The sequence below is a fragment of the Jiella sonneratiae genome (genome assembly GCF_017353515.1).
Lineage (GTDB): Bacteria > Pseudomonadota > Alphaproteobacteria > Rhizobiales > Rhizobiaceae > Jiella > Jiella sonneratiae.
In genome coordinates this window covers 44,170-61,080 of sequence record NZ_JAFMPY010000006.1, presented here as the reverse complement: position 1 = coordinate 61,080, position 16,911 = coordinate 44,170, and the positions used below count along the sequence as shown (strand labels likewise).

14 protein-coding genes are annotated in these 16,911 nt (G+C 68.1%); 8 read left to right on the top strand and 6 right to left on the bottom strand.

What is annotated here, in order from left to right; all coding sequences use genetic code 11:
* Window positions 1-76: 76 nt before the first annotated feature.
* Window positions 77-1,828: a helicase HerA-like domain-containing protein gene (locus J1C47_RS07410; RefSeq protein ID WP_207350112.1), complete on the bottom strand. Its 1,752-nt coding sequence runs from the start codon at window positions 1,826-1,828 to the stop codon at window positions 77-79.
* 260 nt (window positions 1,829-2,088) lie between these two features.
* On the opposite strand from J1C47_RS07410, the gene J1C47_RS07405 reads away from it, so the two are divergent.
* The 6 genes from J1C47_RS07405 (at window position 2,089) to J1C47_RS07380 (ending at window position 9,622) form a co-directional block, all read left to right on the top strand.
* Window positions 2,089-3,843, top strand: coding sequence for an HWE histidine kinase domain-containing protein (locus tag J1C47_RS07405; RefSeq protein ID WP_207350111.1), 1,755 nt, complete (start codon window positions 2,089-2,091; stop codon window positions 3,841-3,843).
* 311 nt (window positions 3,844-4,154) lie between these two features.
* Window positions 4,155-5,195, top strand: coding sequence for a magnesium transporter CorA family protein (locus J1C47_RS07400; RefSeq protein WP_207350110.1), 1,041 nt, complete (start codon window positions 4,155-4,157; stop codon window positions 5,193-5,195).
* Window positions 5,196-5,362: 167 nt separating this feature from the next.
* On the top strand, window positions 5,363-6,370 hold the full coding sequence (locus J1C47_RS07395; protein ID WP_207350109.1) for an LLM class flavin-dependent oxidoreductase: 1,008 nt from the start codon (window positions 5,363-5,365) through the stop codon (window positions 6,368-6,370).
* Window positions 6,371-6,512: 142 nt separating this feature from the next.
* A complete protein-coding gene (locus tag J1C47_RS07390; RefSeq protein ID WP_207350108.1) occupies window positions 6,513-7,778 on the top strand; it encodes a hypothetical protein in 1,266 nt (421 codons plus the stop codon).
* The gene (locus J1C47_RS07385) at window positions 7,775-8,362 is read left to right on the top strand and encodes a protein-S-isoprenylcysteine O-methyltransferase (RefSeq protein WP_207350107.1); all 588 of its coding nucleotides are present in this window, start codon (window positions 7,775-7,777) and stop codon (window positions 8,360-8,362) included. Before J1C47_RS07390 ends, J1C47_RS07385 begins: the two co-directional genes overlap by 4 nt.
* A gap of 12 nt (window positions 8,363-8,374) precedes the next feature.
* Window positions 8,375-9,622: an SLC13 family permease gene (locus J1C47_RS07380; protein ID WP_207350106.1), complete on the top strand. Its 1,248-nt coding sequence runs from the start codon at window positions 8,375-8,377 to the stop codon at window positions 9,620-9,622.
* A 19-nt stretch (window positions 9,623-9,641) separates the two neighbouring features.
* Here the strand turns inward: J1C47_RS07380 and J1C47_RS07375 are convergent, their stop codons facing one another.
* The 4 genes from J1C47_RS07375 to J1C47_RS07360 form a co-directional block, all read right to left on the bottom strand.
* A complete protein-coding gene (locus J1C47_RS07375; RefSeq protein WP_207350105.1) occupies window positions 9,642-11,513 on the bottom strand; it encodes a DEAD/DEAH box helicase in 1,872 nt (623 codons plus the stop codon).
* Between the two features lie 280 nt (window positions 11,514-11,793).
* Window positions 11,794-12,642: a hypothetical protein gene (locus J1C47_RS07370; protein ID WP_207350104.1), complete on the bottom strand. Its 849-nt coding sequence runs from the start codon at window positions 12,640-12,642 to the stop codon at window positions 11,794-11,796.
* Between the two features lie 344 nt (window positions 12,643-12,986).
* Window positions 12,987-13,964 carry a WD40 repeat domain-containing protein gene (locus tag J1C47_RS07365; protein WP_207350103.1) on the bottom strand — a complete coding sequence of 326 codons (978 nt, stop codon included), beginning with the start codon at window positions 13,962-13,964 and terminating at the stop codon, window positions 12,987-12,989.
* On the bottom strand, window positions 13,964-15,067 hold the full coding sequence (locus J1C47_RS07360; RefSeq protein WP_207350102.1) for a CobW family GTP-binding protein: 1,104 nt from the start codon (window positions 15,065-15,067) through the stop codon (window positions 13,964-13,966). Before J1C47_RS07360 ends, J1C47_RS07365 begins: the two co-directional genes overlap by 1 nt.
* 214 nt (window positions 15,068-15,281) lie before the next feature.
* On the opposite strand from J1C47_RS07360, the gene J1C47_RS07355 reads away from it, so the two are divergent.
* Both J1C47_RS07355 and J1C47_RS07350 read left to right on the top strand, forming a co-directional pair.
* The gene (locus tag J1C47_RS07355) at window positions 15,282-15,680 is read left to right on the top strand and encodes an acyl-CoA thioesterase (protein ID WP_207350101.1); all 399 of its coding nucleotides are present in this window, start codon (window positions 15,282-15,284) and stop codon (window positions 15,678-15,680) included.
* Between the two features lie 58 nt (window positions 15,681-15,738).
* Complete coding sequence (locus J1C47_RS07350) at window positions 15,739-15,966, top strand: YrhK family protein (protein WP_207350100.1); 228 nt, start codon at window positions 15,739-15,741, stop codon at window positions 15,964-15,966.
* Between the two features lie 56 nt (window positions 15,967-16,022).
* Here the strand turns inward: J1C47_RS07350 and J1C47_RS07345 are convergent, their stop codons facing one another.
* Complete coding sequence (locus tag J1C47_RS07345; protein WP_207350099.1) at window positions 16,023-16,907, bottom strand: LysR family transcriptional regulator; 885 nt, start codon at window positions 16,905-16,907, stop codon at window positions 16,023-16,025.
* Window positions 16,908-16,911 lie beyond the last annotated feature (4 nt).

The window sequence follows — 16,911 nt, the reverse complement described above, 5'->3', positions numbered from 1 at the left end:
CACGATCCGCCGCTCGGAATGGTCCGCGACGGCCGCGTCGACGGACCGGCCGAGAAGCCTGTGCGGGCTCCTTCGCTCACTTCCCGCGCTTCAGGCTGCCCAAAATTCCCCTGACGATGGCGGTGGTCACCGTCGAGGCGACGGTGCGGCCGACCTGCTTCATCACCGTCTCGGTCAGGGTCTGGCGCTGGTAGCCGGAGGAGCGCGACGCCCGGCGGCGCGGCGCCCGCCGCCGCGGGGCGTCTTCTTCGTCCTCGACATAGTCTTCGGCATCGTCCCGTCCGGAGCCGCCGAGGCCGAAATCCGGGATCTGGAAGCCGGTGCGGGTGCGGCGGGTCGCCGGCACCGACGCCCGGCCGCCGCCCCAGGGCCCCCGCGCCTCGCTTTCGCCGTCGCGCGCCGTCTCCGTCTCGCGCCGCCGTGCCGCCTCCGCCCGCGCGTCGCGCGCGGCCCTGTCGCTCGCTTCTCGCTGCCGCGTGGCCTCGGCCTCGCGCTCGCGTTCCTCCGCCTCGCGCTTCAGCTCCGCCCCGGCGCGCTCCACCAGGATCTCGTAGGCGGATTCGGAATCGATCGCGTGATTGTAGAGCCCGGCCACCGGGCTCGAACGCAGCGTCTCCGCCCGCTCCGCGTCGCTCACCGGGCCGAGCCGCCCCGCCGGCGGACGGATCAGCGTGCGCTGGACCATGGACGGCACGCCGCCCTTGCCGAGGGTGGAGACCAGCGCCTCGCCGACCCCGAGCGTGGTGATCGCCTCGTAGGCGTCGAAGTCGGGATTGGGCCGGAAGGTCTCGGCGGCGCTCTTCACCGCCTTCTGTTCGCGCGGCGTATAGGCCCTGAGCGCATGCTGGACGCGGTTGCCCAGCTGGGCGAGGACGCCGTCCGGCACGTCGAGCGGGTTCTGCGTCACGAAATAGACGCCGACGCCCTTCGAGCGGATCAGCTTCACCACCTGCTCGACCCGGTCGAGCAGGATCTGCGGTGCGCCGTCGAAGAGGAGATGTGCCTCGTCGAAGAAGAAGACCAGCTTCGGCTTTTCGGGATCGCCGACCTCCGGCAGTTCCTCGAAGAGCTCGGACAACAGCCACAGAAGAAAGGTCGCATAGAGCCGCGGATTCATCATCAGCTTGTCGGCGGCGAGCACGTTGACGAAGCCGCGCCCGTCGCGGTCGGTGCGCATCAGGTCGTCGATCTTCAGCGCCGGCTCGCCGAAGAAGCTCGCCGCCCCCTGCTGTTCCAGGACGAGCAGCGCGCGCTGAATCGCGCCGACCGAGGCCTTGGAGACGTTGCCGTAGAGCCCCGAAATCTCCGAGGCGTTCTCCGACAGATGGGCGAGCATCGCCTGCATGTCTTTCAGGTCGAGGAGCAGCAGCCCCTCGTCGTCGGCCATCTTGAAGGCGATGTTGAGGACGCCCTCCTGCGCCTCGGAAAGGCTCATCAGCCGCGACAGGAGCAGCGGCCCCATTTCGGAAATCGTCGCACGGACGGGATGGCCCTTCTCGCCGAAGATGTCCCAGAAGACCGTCGGATAGAGGTCGTTGTAATAGGGTTCGAGGCCGATCTTCCTGGCCCGCTCGACGAGGAAGTCCTTCGCCTCGCCGCGCTGCGAGATGCCGGAGAGGTCGCCCTTGATGTCGGCGCAGAACACCGGGACGCCGGCGTCCGAGAAGCCCTCGGCGAGAACCTGCAGCGTCACCGTCTTGCCGGTGCCGGTCGCCCCGGTGACGAGGCCGTGGCGGTTGGCGAAGGCGAGGTCGAGATATTCGCCGTCGCCGATCGCGTTGCGGGAATCGCGGCTCGCGCCGAGAAAGATCCGATCCGACTGAGCCATGCGCGCGAGCCTCCGACGTTGCGTCGAAACGGTATATAGCGGGGTGGCGGCCGCACAAGTCGGGGATCGTTCCTCGCCTGCGCCCGGCGGCCGCAGGTCGCGATGCGCGGCACCCCCGCCGATCGCCGATGTCGTGTGGCAAAATCCCTCCGGCTCGGGTAAGGTGTTCGCGCAATGGGGGAAATCGCATAGGAAAAGAGGGGTCGCGGGTCGAGGCGTTGAGCCGCGCTTGCTCGGGACGAAGAGCCGTGAGCATTCACATGCGAACAGAGGGGCGACCTGCCGCCGGCGCGGGCCGGCGTTCCGCCGGGCCGGGTGCACGGCTGCGGCGCCTCGGCCTGAAGCGCCGGTGGCGGCGGCCGACGCTCGTCGTCCATCTGCTGACCTTCGCGCTGATGGTGCTCGTTCCGGCGCTGCTGTTCAGCGCCTATCTGATCGTCCAGTTCTCCCAGCAGCAGCAGGAGATCGCCGCCGCCCAGGTGAACGACACGGCGGAGATCGTCTCGAACGCCATCGACCGCGAGATCTACGGCCTGATGACCTCCGGCCGGGTCCTCGCCGCCTCCCCGACCCTCGTCGACGACCGGCTGGCCGAATTCAACGACCGCACGGCGCAGGCGCTCGCCGGGACGATGACCACCGCCGAACTGGTCGATCACGGCATGGCCGTCCTCGTCGACACCCAGGACCGCTTCCCGCCGCCCTCGGCGCATTTTTCGGACACGCCGCTGATCCAGCGGGTCTTCGACACCCACCAGCCGGCGATCTCGGGCGTCAGCTTCCGCAAGAAGCGCGGCGAGTTCGTCTATCAGGTGGCGCTTCCGGTGAAGAAGGGCAGCGACGTCGGATACGTCCTCGTGCTGTCGAAGGCGACGACGTCGTTCGAGGCGGTGATCGCCGACCGCAACCTGCCGAGCCGCTGGTCGGCGATCATCAAGGACGCCGCCGGCAAGCGGGTCTTTGCGGCGGTCACCAGCGACGGCCGCATGCGGGCCCGCCAGAGCGTGTCCTACGACAACCCGTCGATCGTCGAGACCATCGGCAACACCGGCATGGGGACGGACCTGATCGAGGCGTCGACGGTCTCGGCGCTTTCGGGCTGGACGACGACGGTGGCGGTGCCGAGCGCGGTGATCGGCCGGCCGGTGATGCGCTCCTGGCTGCTGCTCATCGGTGCCGGGGCACTGCTGCTCGCTTTCTCCGTCGCCCTCGGGATCACCTTCGGCCGCCGCCTCGCCGAGCCGATCCGCAAGCTTTCCAGCCAGGCCGGCCTGATCGGCCGCGGCGAACCGGCGACGATGATCGCCACCGACATCGCCGAGATCGCCGAGGTCTCGCGGGTTCTCGCCCAGGCGTCGCGCGAGCGGCGCGAGGCCGAGGAGCAGAACCGCTTCCTGATGCGCGAGATGAGCCATCGGGCGAAGAACCAGTATGCGCTGATCGCCGCCATCGCGCGGCGGGCGGCCAACGAGAGCGCCGACACGACGCAGTTCCTCGCGACGCTTTCGGAGGCGCTCAACTCGCTCGCCCGCTCGGCCGACCTGCTGTCCTCGGGCGGCTGGGAAAGCGTCTCGGTGGGCGACCTCGTGAAGAGCCAGCTCAAGGCCTTCGGCACCGGCAACGAGCAGATCGTTTCCCGCGGTCCGACGATCGCGCTCAACCCGACCGCCGCCCAGACCATCGGCCTCGCCCTCCACGAACTCGCGACCAATGCCGCGAAATACGGCGCACTGTCGGTGCCGGAAGGAAAGGTCCTGATCGAATGGACCTGCGGCGACAGGTTCCGCCTGTCCTGGCGCGAAAGCGGCGGTCCGCCGGTGACGCCGCCGCGCCACTCCGGTTTCGGCACCCTCGTCACCCAGAAGATGACGGCGAGAGGCCTCGGCGGCTCGGTCGACATGGACTATGCGGCGACCGGCGTCGTCTGGACCCTGACCGTGCCGATCGAGGCCGTCGTCCCCGCGCCGGAGGTTCATCCGGAAGAAGGCGGCGAGGCCGCGTCAGCGCCGTCCTGAACGGCCTGTTCCTGCCGGATCGCCCGGCCGGACGGCCGCTGCCGCCACGTCCTCGCATGGCGCCGATTCATCAACCCTTCACCCGGTGCGGCTAGAGGTTGGAGGCGGTCGACGCAGGGGGGCGGTCCCGGGCAAGGTCGGACGGCGAGGCAGATTTCGACGGGCGTCTCGTTCGCCGCGGGCTCTCTGAAAAGTGGAGCGAGCGGATGCGCCGGCGGCGTCGCACGGCGATCTCATGGAATGCCGGACCGGTTCGGCTGGACCGCACATGGCTGCCGGCCGGGCGTCAATCGCTTCTCGAAGGGCTGCGGATGATCGAGACCTATGCGTTCGACGGCTCCAAGGTCGTCCACGACACCGTCGGCCCGGGCGGCCTTTCGGAGACCGCCATCTGGATCGATCTCGATTCGCCGTCGGCCGAGGAGGTCGCGGCCGTCGAGGCGCTCTGCACCATCGCCGTTCCGACCCGCGAGGAGATGAGCGAGATCGAGGTCTCCAGCCGGCTCTACTCCGAGGACGGCGCCGACGTGATGACGGCGAGCGTCGTCCACGGCGTCCAGAACGGCGCGCCGGCCTTCTCGCCGATCACCTTCATCCTCACCCGCGGCCGGCTGGTCACCGTGCGCTACAGCGAGCCGAAGAGCTTCCGCATCTTCGTCGCCAAGCTGTGCCGCGATCCATCCGCCCTGCCGTCCCACCACGATCACGCCGAGGCCGGCGAAATCGTCCGCGCCGCCGGCAAGCCGCCGACCGCCGAGCAGCTTCTCGTCGGGCTCCTGGAAACCGTCGTCGACCGCATGGCCGACCTTCTGGAACTGATCTCCGCCGATCTCGACCGCATCGGCGAGGACATCTTCTCCTCCTCGGCGCGCAAGAAGCCGACCGGCACCGCGGATTTCAAGAAGCTGCTGCAGCGCATCGGCGCGGCGGGAGACCTCACCTCGCGGGTGCGCGAAAGCCTCGCCACGCTCGACCGCCTGCTGCCCTTCCTGCAGCTCGTGCTCGACCGCAAGAAGGGCAACGGCGTGAAGGACGGCAAGGCGCGGGTCAAGGTGATGGCCCGCGACATCCACTCGCTCAACGACTTCGTCTCCTTCCTGTCCAACAAGACGACCTTCCTGCTCGACACGACCGTCGGGATGATCTCGATCGAGCAGAACGCCATCATCAAGATCTTCTCGGTCGCCGCCGTCGCCTTCCTGCCGCCGACCCTCGTCGCCTCCGTCTACGGGATGAACTTCGAGCACATGCCGGAACTCGGCTGGACCTATGGCTACCCCTATGCGCTGGCGCTGATGGGGGTCTCGGCGGTGCTGCCGATGCTGTATTTCCGCTACAAGAACTGGCTCTGACGAGGACCTTGAAGCCGGCGGCGGCCGGCCCGCCTCGCCCTGCCCCGCCCAGGCCGGCGCATGGGTGAACGCTGCGGTCACCGCCGGCGAGACGTCTTTTCAGCCGCGTTGCGAGGCGCCATCTCAGGGCGATCGACCGTCCGCGCATCCGCTACCGGAGCCCCGCCATGCCCGCATTCTCCGTCCTCGACCTTTCGCCGGTGCCAGACGGCTTGACGGCGGCGGATGCCCTGAAGAATTCCGGCGAGCTCGCCCGCCATGCCGAGGAGCTCGGCTACCGCCGCTTCTGGATGGCCGAGCATCACAACATGCCCGGCATCGCCAGCGCCGCGACCGCGGTCGCCCTCGCCTTCATCGCCGGCCAGACCAAGTCGATCCGCGTCGGCGCCGGCGGGATCATGCTGCCGAACCACGCGCCCCTCGTCGTCGCCGAGCAGTTCGGGACGCTGGCGACGCTCTATCCGGACCGGATCGACCTCGGGCTCGGCCGCGCCCCCGGCACCGACATGATGACGGCGCGGGCTCTCAGGCGAAACCTCGAGGCCGGCGACAGCTTCCCGCAGGACGTCCTCGAACTGATGCTGTATTTCGAGCCGGCATCGGAGGGACAGAAGCTGCGGGCGATCCCCGGCGAGGGCACGAACGTGCCGGTCTTCATCCTCGGCTCGAGCCTCTACGGCGCCCAGCTCGCCGCCCATCTCGGGCTGCCCTACGCCTTCGCCTCGCATTTCGCGCCGCAGGCCCTCGACCAGGCCGTCGAGATCTATCGCACGACCTACCGCCCCTCGGAACGCCATCCGCAGCCCTTCTTCATCCTCGCCGCCAACGTCTTCGCCGCCGCGACCGACGCCGAGGGCGCCTATCTGAAGAGCTCGATGGAACAGGCCTTCGTCAATCTGCGCACCGGCACTCCCGGCAAGCTGCCGCGCCCGAGGGAGGGCTATCTCGAAGGCCTCGAGCCCGCGGCGCGCTCGATGCTCGATCAGGCGCTCGCGGTTTCGGCCGTCGGATCGCCGGAGAAGGTGCACCGCGACCTCGCCGCCCTCGTCGAGCGCTACCGGCCGGACGAGATGATCCTCACCGGCCAGATCCACGATCACGCGGCGCGGCTGAAATCCTTCACCATCGCTGCCGACGCGATGCGCCGGATCGCCGAGGCGCGCCGGGCCGCCTGATGCGGCTGGTCGGGCCTGGGTCCGCTCCCGGTTCCGCCCTGCCCGGCGGACAATGGCGCAAGAACCGACGGTTTACGCTTCCCGGTCGACTGGGCTAAGGCCTTCTGCCAGAACGGCTCGCCGTACCGTCAGGGGGAAAAGCATGATCTCGCGCCGGCTCGTCTGCCTCTTTCCCGGCTTCGAGCCGATGCGTGCCGACGCGCACCGCAAGCGCTTCCGCCGCGGAGTAGAGAGTGCGGCCGCGCTCTGGGACCTGACGGTCGGCCTCGAAGAGCCGGCGGCGAGCGGTCCGGACGGCCTGTTCCCGCAGCTGAAGGTCCGGCTCGGCGGGGCGGCTCCCGGCAATCCGCCCTGGCGCTGCGATACCGAAATCGTCTTCTTCGACTGGGGCGACCTGATCCTCGCCTATGCGGCGCGGCCGGTGCCGACCCGGTTCGCCACCGGTTATCTCGCCCTCGCCGACTTTCTGGTGACGGGCACGGTGTTTCGCTATTTCAAGGTGAGCTGGCGTTATGGCCTCTTCTACCTCTTCCCGCTGGTGGTCCTCGCCGCCGCCCTGCTTCTCGGATGGCTCGGCGGAACGCTCGCGACGGCCCTCGTCGCCAGCCTTTCCGCCAGCCTCGGGGGCGTCGCCGCGACGCTGATCGGCGTCGTCGTCGGCCTCACGGTCGCCGCCGGCGTGCTCGTCCTCGCGCAGCGGCGGCTGCATCTCCTCACCGCGCTCGACGACTGGGCGATGGCGCGGGACATCTGCCGCGACCGCAATCCGGCGATCCGCCAGCGTATCCTTCTCCAGGCCGAGGAACTCGCCGCCCGCCTCGCCCCGGGCGCCGCGACCGGCGACGCCGAACTCGTCGTCGCAGCCCACAGCCTCGGCGCGGTGATGGCGGTGCGGGCGCTCGACGAGGCGCTCCGCCGGCCAGCGCTTTCCGGCCTGCAGCCGCATCTTCTGACCGTCGGATCGAGCCTGATGAAGACGGCCTTGCATCCTTCGGCGCGCGAGCAGCGGGCCGCGGTGCGGCACCTCGTCGCCGACCGCCTCGTCGCCTGGACCGACTGCCAGGGCCTGTCCGACCCGATCAACTTCTACAAGTCCAATCCGGCGACCTCGCTCGGCATCGAGGAGGGCCGGACGCCGCGCGTCGTGCGCGTCCATTTCCGCAAGCTGGTGAAGCCGGAGACCTACCGGCGCATCAAGCGGGACTTCTTCCGCCTGCACCGCCAGTTCGTGCTTCCCGTGGAGAAGCGGGCGCCCTATTCGTTCCACATGCTCCTCACCGGCCCGCACCCCGTCTCCGACCTCGCTCTCGAGGGAACCCTCGACCGGCCGCCGCTGAAGGCGCTCCCCGAACCGCCGAAGGAGATCGCCGCGAAGACGCCGACGATGGCCGAGGATCCGGCGAAATGAGCGCGGCACTCGTCGGCAAGATCCTCTGGGTGGCGATGGTCGTCGGCTGGTACGCCATCCGCTATCCGTTCGAGCGGCGCGCCAAACGCCGCCGGGTGGAGCGGACGCGCCGCGGCCGGGCCGAGACGATCCGGATGCTGATCTCGCTGTCGGGCCTCGGCATCCTGCCGGGGCTCTTCGTCGCGACCGGCTTCCCGTGGTTTGCGACCTACGCGCCCTCGCCGGTTCAGACGGCGCTCGGCCTCGCCCTGATGGTCGTCGCCCTCGTCCTCTTCCGCCTGACTCACAAGGCGCTCGGCAAGATGTGGTCGGTCTCCCTCGACATCCGCGAGAAGCACGAACTCGTCACCCGCGGCATCTACCGGCACGTGCGCCACCCGATGTACACGGCCTTCTGGACCATGGCCCTCGCCCAGGCGCTGCTCCTGCCCAACTTCGTTGCCGGCCTTGCGGGGCTCGCCGGCTTCGGCACCCTGTATTTCCTGCGCGTCGGGCCGGAAGAGGCGATGATGGAGGAGACCTTCGGCGATGCCTGGCGCGACTATCGCCGACGCACCGCCCGGCTGATCCCCGGCATCTACTGAGGCGGGCGGAAAGTGGCGGACGGAATCGCCACGGCGACGATCGCCGCGCTCGCCATCGGCGGCGTCATCGTCCGGCCGTTCGGCCTCGCCGAATGGATCTTCGCCACGCTCGGCGCTTTGCTGCTCGTTGTGCTGGGGCTGCTGCCGCCCGGCGAGGCGCTTGCGGGCGTCGCCTCGGGATCCGACGTCTATCTGTTCCTCGCCGGGATGATGCTGCTCGCCGAGATCGCCCGGCGCGAGGGCCTGTTCGACCACCTCGCCCGCCGCGCCGCCCGCGCCGCCGCGGGATCGCCGGTCCGTCTCTTCGTGCTCGTCTATCTGGTCGGCACGCTGGTCACCGTCTTCCTGTCGAACGACGCCACCGCCGTCGTCCTCACGCCGGCGGTCATCGCCGTCACCCGCGCGGCCAAGGTCGCAGATCCGATCCCCTATCTCCTGATCTGCGCCTTCGTCGCCAACGCCGCCTCTTTCGTCCTGCCGATCTCCAACCCGGCGAACATCGTGGTCTTCGGCGAGGCCATGCCGCCGCTCGGCGCCTGGCTGGCGCGCTTCGCCCTGCCTTCGGCGGCGGCGATCGTCGTGACCTTCGCCATGCTCTTGCTTCTCACCCGCCGGCGCCTCGGCGAGACGGTCGCAATCCCCGGCGAGACGGTGCGGCTGCCTTCCGGCGGAAGGATCGCCGCCTGCGGCCTCGCGCTCGCCGTCGTCGCGCTTCTCGCCGCCTCGGCCCTCGGCGCCGATCTCGGCCTGCCGACGGCGCTGGCGGGGCTCGCGACCCTCGTCCTCGTCGCGATCGGCGAAGGCCGCAGCCGGCTTGCCGCGCTCCGCGGTGTCTCCTGGTCGACGCTCGTCCTCGTCGCGGGTCTTTTCGTCATCGTCCGCGCTCTCGACCGCATCGGCCTCCAGGACCAGCTCGTCGCAGCGCTCCATGGCCTCGCGGACCGGACCGGCGCTTTCGCCGCGCCGATCGCCGGCGCCGTCACCGCCGTCCTGACGAACCTCACCAACAACCTGCCCCTCGGCCTCGTCGCCGGCGGCGTGGTGAAGGCGGCGCATGTCTTGCCGGAAATCACCGGCGCCGTCCTCGTCGGCATCGATCTCGGGCCGAACGTCTCGGTCACCGGTTCGCTGGCGACGATCCTCTGGCTGTTGGCGTTGCGGCGCGAGGGCATCCGCTACGGCGCCCTCGCCTTTCTCAGAATCGGCCTTGCGGTGACGCTGCCGGCGCTGGCCCTGGCGCTCGCCGCCCTGATGCTGTGAGCGCCAGCTCCGCGCGGCGTCAACCCTTCGGGCGCTTGGCCTTGCGAGGCCTCTCCCCGGCGCTGGAACCGCCCCCCGGCGCGCCGGCGCCTTCCGGCCTGCCGCCCTTGCGGTGGAACGGCTTTTTCGGCCGCTGACCGTCATGGCCCGGCCGGCCGGCGGATGGGCCGCCCGGCCCGCGGCTGCCGCCGCGCTCCGCACCTGCGCCCCGGCCCCGCGGCGGCGCCTTGCCGCCCGGGCTATCGGCATAGGAGATCGTGATGTCGTCGCCGTCGCTGACCTCGGCGGCGCCGGCGAACTTGCGGGCGACGCTCTCGGCGACCTCGAACTTGGTCTCGCGGTCGTAAATCTTGATCGCGCCGATCTCCTGCCGGGTGATCTTGCCGCGCCGGCAGATCAGCGGCAGGATCCACTTCGGATCGGCATTGTTCTTGCGGCCGACATCCATGTGGAACCAGACCACCGGACCGCCGCGCATCTGTTCCCGGCCGCCGCGCTCGCCGTCGCCGCGTTCGCCGCCGAACTTGCGTCCCTTGCCGGCAAACTCCCGCTCCTTGGCGACTTTCGGATCCGGTCCGAAGCCCGGGTCGAAGACGTCTTCCGGCGCGGGCAGACGGGCACGGTAGAGCCGCGCCAGCGCGGCCGCCAGTTCCTCGGCCCCGCGCGTCGCGAGAAGCCGTCGCGCCACGGCGATGTCGTCCTCGCCCGCCGGCTCGGCCAGCAGCGGATCGGAGAGCAGCCGCTCCTCGTCGAGGCGGCGGATCGCCTCGGCCGAGGGTGCGCCGCCCCATCGCGCCGTGACACCGGCCTCGGCGAGAAGCCGCTCGGCCTTGCGACGCCGCGAGATCGGCACCAGCAGGGCCGAGACACCCTTGCGGCCGGCCCGGCCGGTGCGGCCCGAGCGGTGCTGCAGGGTTTCGGCGTCGCTCGGCAGCTCGGCATGGACGACGAGGCCGAGGCTCGGCAGGTCGATGCCGCGGGCCGCGACGTCGGTCGCGACGCAGACCCGCGCCCGGCCGTCACGCAGCGCCTGCATCGCCTGGTTCCGCTCGGCCTGGCCGAGCTCGCCGGACAGCGTGACGGCGGCAAAGCCGCGCTCGATCAGCCCGGACGAGAGATGGCGCACGGATTCGCGGGTGTTGCAGAAGACGATGGCGCTCGGCGACTCGGCCTCGCGCAGCACGTTGACGATCGCATGCTCGACCTCGTTCGGGGCGATGCGGATCGCCCGATATTCGATGTCGGCATGGCCCGCCGTGCCCTTCGCCACCTCGATGCGCATGGCGCCGCGCTGATAGCGCTTGGCCATCGCCATGATTGTCTTCGGCAGCGTCGCGGAGAAGAGCAGCGTCCGCCGTTCCGCCGGCGTCGCCTCGAGCAGGAATTCCAGATCCTCGCGGAAGCCGAGATTGAGCATCTCGTCGGCCTCGTCGAGCACCAGCGCCTTCAGCCCGCCGATCTTCAGCGCCCCGCGCTCCAGATGGTCGCGCAGGCGGCCCGGCGTTCCGACGACGATATGGGCGCCACGCTCGAGCCTGCGGCGCTCGGCGCGCGGATCCATGCCGCCGACGCAGGTGACGATCTCGGCGCCGGCATGGGCGTAGAGCCAGGCAAGCTCGACCGTCACCTGGATCGCCAGTTCCCGCGTCGGCGCGACGATCAGCGCCATCGGCTCGGCGGCGGCGGAAAAGCGCTCGTCCTCGCCGAGCAGCGTTGCGGCAATCGCCAGCCCGTAGGCGATGGTCTTGCCGGAACCGGTCTGCGCCGAGACGAGCAGGTCGCGGTTCTCCGTCCCCTCCTCCAGCACCGCGTCCTGGACGGGCGTCGGCTCCTCGTAGCCGCGCTCGGAAAGCGCCCGGACGAGCGGGGTGATGGCGGTGCGAAACGGCATGAAATATCCTCGGAGAGGTGGAGGCGCGCCGGCGCGTTCCGCGCGGCATCTGAAAACATCCCCACCTGGCGGCTCCTATGGCACAGGGAGGCGCCGGGTTCAAATGGGATCGGGTGGTCCTCCGTGGTGGTTTATCAAACTTCGCACCTGGATGTTTACCCAAGGGTCACAGAAAATGATCAATTATCTATTATCCATAATATATAATTTAAGAATTATAATTCTATAATTGATGAACTTTCTGATATTTTACAATCAGGTCGCCCTAATTTACACCATATCATCTTCCTACGTCTAAATAATCTAATAATTCTGCGGCCTCAAACCCGGATGGCAACCTCGATCTGTCAAACCAATTTGATGTCATGTCCCCATTATCAGACGTTATCATATCCTCTAAACTTGCGCTTTTTGTCGCGTGAATGGAGTGATCCGTGTCGGATACACGCCTGTACTCAGAGTACGCAATCTGTAGCGTGGGCATCGCTACCGCGATCACGATTGCGATAACCCCAATTCGGATGGCGCGACTTGCAGTACGATCGTTTTCGGCGGCCGCTTGCTCAAACTTCAGAAGAAACTCCGCAGCAGATGCTTGGAGGCCCGTTGCAATCTGCGCGCCTTCCGTGGCAACGTTCTGCAACTGATCAAAGCGCGATTCGATGCGCGCAAGCCGTTTGTTCGTTTCGTTTAGTGGATTTGGAGGCAATGGCGGGAGGCTGGGAACTCGCACCACTTTGGGCACATCGCCATCCAGCGACCGACTGTGTTCAAAGACCGACCTACTGGCAGCATCCATAGATACACCAGATTTTAAAGCGTCTATCGCGACCTGCTGCTCACCGATCCTTTTAGAGAGACGGCCCAAAGGTGTTTCTTCTCCAGCTAATAGACCTAGAGATCGCATTCGATCCGTAAGCTCATTTGCCGGCGCCATAGCTCTGCGCAACGAATCTAAAGCGCTATCATTCCACGGCTTAGCTAATTCCTCAGAAGCATTGGATGGAAGAATTTCTTGCAGCCGAAAGGAGTCCATCTGCTTCTGCAACGCTTGTAAGGGGGACGTCGAAAGCGCAGCCCGCTCCAATTGGTTCTTCATCATCTCAGCGGCAGGATCGACAACACTCATGTCGCTCGCTCGGGATCGACGTCTCAACTCAGCAAGGTCCATTCTCACGCTCCATCATTTGCTGCCGCCTTTATATCAGCAAGCAAAGCGGCCAGAATGCATCGAAGGATATTCAAGTCCGCATATGGTTCAAATTTCGAATATTGTAAGGCAGAGATGAATTTCGGTCATCATTCGAAGGCAACTTCGAGACCGCCGTCCACAGAAAGGAACGCGTCCCGCACGTCATTCCCTGCCGAACGCCAGACAATAGACCTCAAACACGGCAACTGCGATTTCAGTATCAATCTGTCAGGATGACCCGTAGCCACGCAAGATAACTCACTAAGCGTGAACGCCTATGCTCACCCCGCAATATCCACAACGCCTGCCTCGCCGTTCTCCGCGCCGAAGGCGATGAGCCCGCCATCCGCGTCCCAGGCCATCGTCCTGACCGGCGACGTGCCGCCCCGGCGCAAGAGCGCTTCCTTGGAATCGGCGAAGCGGACGGCGAGGATCATCCCGTCCTGATAGCCGATCGCCAGCATCTCCTCGGCCGGATGGCAGGCGACGGCGGTGACCATGGAATCGCCGCGCGTGCCGAGTTCGAGCGGCGCCTTGCCCATCGGCCCGTCCTTGCCCGAGAACGGCCAGAGGATCGCCGCCGGCGCGCCGGTGGTGGCGAGGAACCTGCCCTTGGCCGACCACGACCAGCCCTTCACCTTGGCCGGATAGCCGGTCATGCGCATGTGCCGGCCGTCCTCGACGCGCCAGCCGTGCAAGGCGTTTTCCTGCATCATCGTCACCAGGAAACGTCCGTCCGGCGAGAAGCCGACGCCGAGATGCGCGCCCTTCCAGTCGAGGGAGACCGGCGCGGCGTCGGTCGCCGGGAAATACAGGGAGGCGCCGTCGTAGCGGGCGGTGGCGAGCCGGGTGCCCTTCGGGGCGAAGGCGACGCCCTCGACGGTGCGCTCGTGCCGCAGTTCCTTCGGCGCGCCCTTTTCCGGCTTGAAGAAGGCGCTGCGGCCCGAGGCGAAGGCGACGGCACCGCCCGGCCCGCCGGCGACCGCCCCGACCCATTTGCGGCCGATGGCGGCGATCTCCGAGACCGCCGCGCCGTCCGCCGTCGCGACGACGCGGCCGTCCTCGCCGCCGGACAGAAGCCGCCTGCCGAACGGATCGTAGACCGCGGCGAGCAGCCCGCCTTCATGCAGCGTCAGCGTCCGCTCGCCGCCGGCCGGCAGGCGCAGCGTCCCGTCGGCCAGCGCGAAGGCCGGCTGGCCCTTCAGGAAACAGGTGGTCTCGACGAAGTCGGAAAAGTCGTAGGCAGCGATCGAAGGCATCAGGCCGGCGCCTTCGCCTTTGCCGCACAGGCGGCGAAGCCGGCCTCCAGTTCCTCGCGATCGAGCCGGCGGCCGATGAAGACGAGGCGGCTCGCGCGCGGCTCGTCCTCGCGCCACGGCCGCTGGTGGTCGCCCTCGATGATCATGTGGACCCCCTGCACGACGTAGCGGTCCGGATCGTCGGCAAAGGCGATGATGCCCTTGAGCCGCAGGATGTTCGGCCCCTGCTCCTGGGTCAGCGCCTGGATCCAGGGGAAGAACTTCTTCGGGTCGAGCGCCCCGCCCTTCAGCGAGATCGAGGTCACGGTAACGTCGTGGATCGGCGCGACGGCGCCGTGATGATGGTGCCCGTGATCGTGCCCGTCATGGCCGTGGCCGTGATGATGGTGGTCGTGGTCGCAGTCCGGCCCGCAGACGTGGTCGTCATGATCGTGGGCCTGCGCGGCCTCCTCGAGAAAGGCCGGGTCGCCGTCGAGCACCCGCTTCAGGTCGAAGGCCTTCTGGCCGAGCACCTTCGCCAGATCGACGCCGGCCCGCTCGGTGCGGTGGACGACGGCATGCGGGTTGATGGCGCGCACCGTCGCCTCGACGGCCGCGAGTTCGTCGGCGGAAACGAGGTCGGTCTTGTTGAGGAGGACGACGTCGGCAAAGGCGATCTGGTCCTCCGCCTCGCGGCTGTCCTTCAGCCGCTGCGGCAGGTGCTTGGCGTCGACCAGCGCGACCACGGCGTCGAGCTCGGTCTTTGCCCTGACGTCCTCGTCCATGAAGAAGGTCTGGGCGACGGGCACCGGGTCGGCGAGGCCGGTCGTCTCGACGACGATCGCGTCGAAGCGGCCCTTGCGCCTCGTCAGGCCCTCGACGACGCGCACCAGGTCGCCGCGCACCGTGCAGCAGACGCAGCCGTTGTTCATCTCGTAGATCTCCTCGTCGCTCTCGACGATGAGGTCGTTGTCGATGCCGATCTCGCCGAATTCGTTGACGATGACGGCATAGCGGCGGCCATGGTCTTCCGAGAGGATCCGGTTGAGGAGGGTCGTCTTGCCGGAGCCGAGATAGCCGGTGAGGACGGTCACGGGAATCGGAGCGGCCTGCGTCTCTGACATCGGAATTTCCTTCGTGATGCGACTGGCGTGGCGAGGCCTGGGGCCTTGCCGCAATGCCCCGCATATAATCCCGCCCGACCCGGATTGCACGGGGGAGTTTCTTGCCGGGGGACCCTGCCGCAGGCGCCTTGCGGCTTGCCTTCGGCGCGTCATCCCCTTCCTATGAGGGGGCTTGCGGGCGGACATTTTTGCGGATCGAGGGGATGGAACCGGAATGGACGAAACCGACGAATTGCCGAAGGGCGAACTCACCGTCCGCATTCCGGCGATGCCCGCCGACGCCAATGCCAATGGCGATATCTTCGGCGGCTGGGTGGTCTCGCAGATGGACCTTGCCGCCGGCATCCGGGCCTCGGAGCGTGCCCGGGGGCGCGTCGCCACGGTCGCGATCAACGCCCTCGTCTTCAAGAAGCCGGTGAAGATCGGCGACACGCTCTGCGTCTACACGGCGATCGAGAAGGTGGGCCGGACCTCGATCACCCTGGCCATCGAGGCCTGGACCCAGCGGCGCACCAGCCGCGTCGAGGCCAAGGTGACCGAAGGCAGCTTCGTCATGGTGGCGATCGACGACGAGGGCCGGCCCTCGACGGTCCCGGCCGAAACGCTCGACTGAGCCGGCGCGCGGCCGGCGCCGCCTCCCCGAAGGACCAACCACGAAACGGGAGCCGACCATGCTCCAGACCATCGTCCGCGACTATGCCTGGATCCATCTCGGGATCGGGCTTTTCGGCAATTTCTGCTTCGTCGTCGGCTCGGTGCTGTTCTTCGAGACCTTCAAGGCCTGGCACACGCTCGCCGTCTGGCTGTTCGTCGCGGGTTCGGCGGGGATGTTCCTCGGGTCTCTGGGCGAACTCGCCAAGTCGCTCTACGAGCGCCGGGAGAAGCGGCGCGCGAATTGAGAGCGCAGGTTCCGGGGGAACGGGCTTCTCCTCGACGGGCCGCGCTCGATGCGCGTTCAGACGTCGACGATGAGCCGCGACTCCTCCCAGAAGGCCGCGACGATCGGCGGCCGCAATTCGCGCCTCGCCGTGACGAGGCCGATCCGGTAGCCGACGTCGGGGCCGGTGATCGGGATCGCCATCAGCGGATCGGCGAGGCCGAGGACCGCCGCCGAGCGCAGCGGCATGACGGTGGCGATGCCGGCGAGCCGCGTCTGCGACAGGAGCGCGATCATCGAATTCGATTCCGTCACGGTCCGGATCCGCCGGCCGCCTGCCCCGAGATGCCGGTTGAGGATCTGCCGGTTCTGCATGGTCGGGCTGAGCAGGCCGAGCTTCAGCGTCGCCACCTCCTCCCAGGTCACCCAGTCGCGGTCGTCGAAGCCGCTGCCCTTGCGCGTCACCAGGCAGTAGTGCTCCTCGTAGAGGACATGGGTGTCGAGCTTGCGCAGGCGTTCGTCGTCGACATAGGTCAGCGCGATGTCGATCTCGAAATTCTCGATGGCGGCGAGGATCTCCGTCGAGGTCTGGGAGGTGACCTCGAAGGTGACGTTCTCGTGCTTCTGGTGGAACGGCGCGGTCAGCCGCGAGACGATGGCAAGGCTCGTCGGCACGGCCCCGATCCTCAGGTGACCGGAGAGCCCCTTGCGGACGGTGTGGATCTCCTCGCGCATCGTCCTGACGTCGTCGACGATGCGCCGCGCCCAGGCGAGGGCGCGCTCGCCCTCCTCGGTCAGGCCGCGATAGCGCGAGCCGCGGTTGACCAGCGTCGTGCCCAGCCGCTCCTCGAGCTGGCGGATGCCGGCCGAGAGCGTCGGCTGGGTGATGCCGAGCCGGTCGGCGGCGCGGCCGAAATGCCGCTCGCCCGCCAGCGCTATCAGATATTCCAGCTTGTCGATCATGTGC

Excerpts from the sequence above, each read along its gene's own strand:
- J1C47_RS07410 (WP_207350112.1), bottom strand. The coding sequence starts at position 1,828 with ATGGCTCAGTCGGATCGGATCTTTCTCGGCGCGAGCCGCGATTCCCGC.
- J1C47_RS07405 (WP_207350111.1), top strand. The coding sequence starts at position 2,089 with ATGCGAACAGAGGGGCGACCTGCCGCCGGCGCGGGCCGGCGTTCCGCC.
- J1C47_RS07400 (WP_207350110.1), top strand. The coding sequence starts at position 4,155 with ATGATCGAGACCTATGCGTTCGACGGCTCCAAGGTCGTCCACGACACC.
- J1C47_RS07395 (WP_207350109.1), top strand. The coding sequence starts at position 5,363 with ATGCCCGCATTCTCCGTCCTCGACCTTTCGCCGGTGCCAGACGGCTTG.
- J1C47_RS07390 (WP_207350108.1), top strand. The coding sequence starts at position 6,513 with ATGATCTCGCGCCGGCTCGTCTGCCTCTTTCCCGGCTTCGAGCCGATG.
- J1C47_RS07385 (WP_207350107.1), top strand. The coding sequence starts at position 7,775 with ATGAGCGCGGCACTCGTCGGCAAGATCCTCTGGGTGGCGATGGTCGTC.
- J1C47_RS07375 (WP_207350105.1), bottom strand. The coding sequence starts at position 11,513 with ATGCCGTTTCGCACCGCCATCACCCCGCTCGTCCGGGCGCTTTCCGAG.
- J1C47_RS07370 (WP_207350104.1), bottom strand. The coding sequence starts at position 12,642 with ATGAGTGTTGTCGATCCTGCCGCTGAGATGATGAAGAACCAATTGGAG.
- J1C47_RS07365 (WP_207350103.1), bottom strand. The coding sequence starts at position 13,964 with ATGCCTTCGATCGCTGCCTACGACTTTTCCGACTTCGTCGAGACCACC.
- J1C47_RS07360 (WP_207350102.1), bottom strand. The coding sequence starts at position 15,067 with ATGTCAGAGACGCAGGCCGCTCCGATTCCCGTGACCGTCCTCACCGGC.
- J1C47_RS07355 (WP_207350101.1), top strand. The coding sequence starts at position 15,282 with ATGGACGAAACCGACGAATTGCCGAAGGGCGAACTCACCGTCCGCATT.
- J1C47_RS07350 (WP_207350100.1), top strand. The coding sequence starts at position 15,739 with ATGCTCCAGACCATCGTCCGCGACTATGCCTGGATCCATCTCGGGATC.
- J1C47_RS07345 (WP_207350099.1), bottom strand. The coding sequence starts at position 16,907 with ATGATCGACAAGCTGGAATATCTGATAGCGCTGGCGGGCGAGCGGCAT.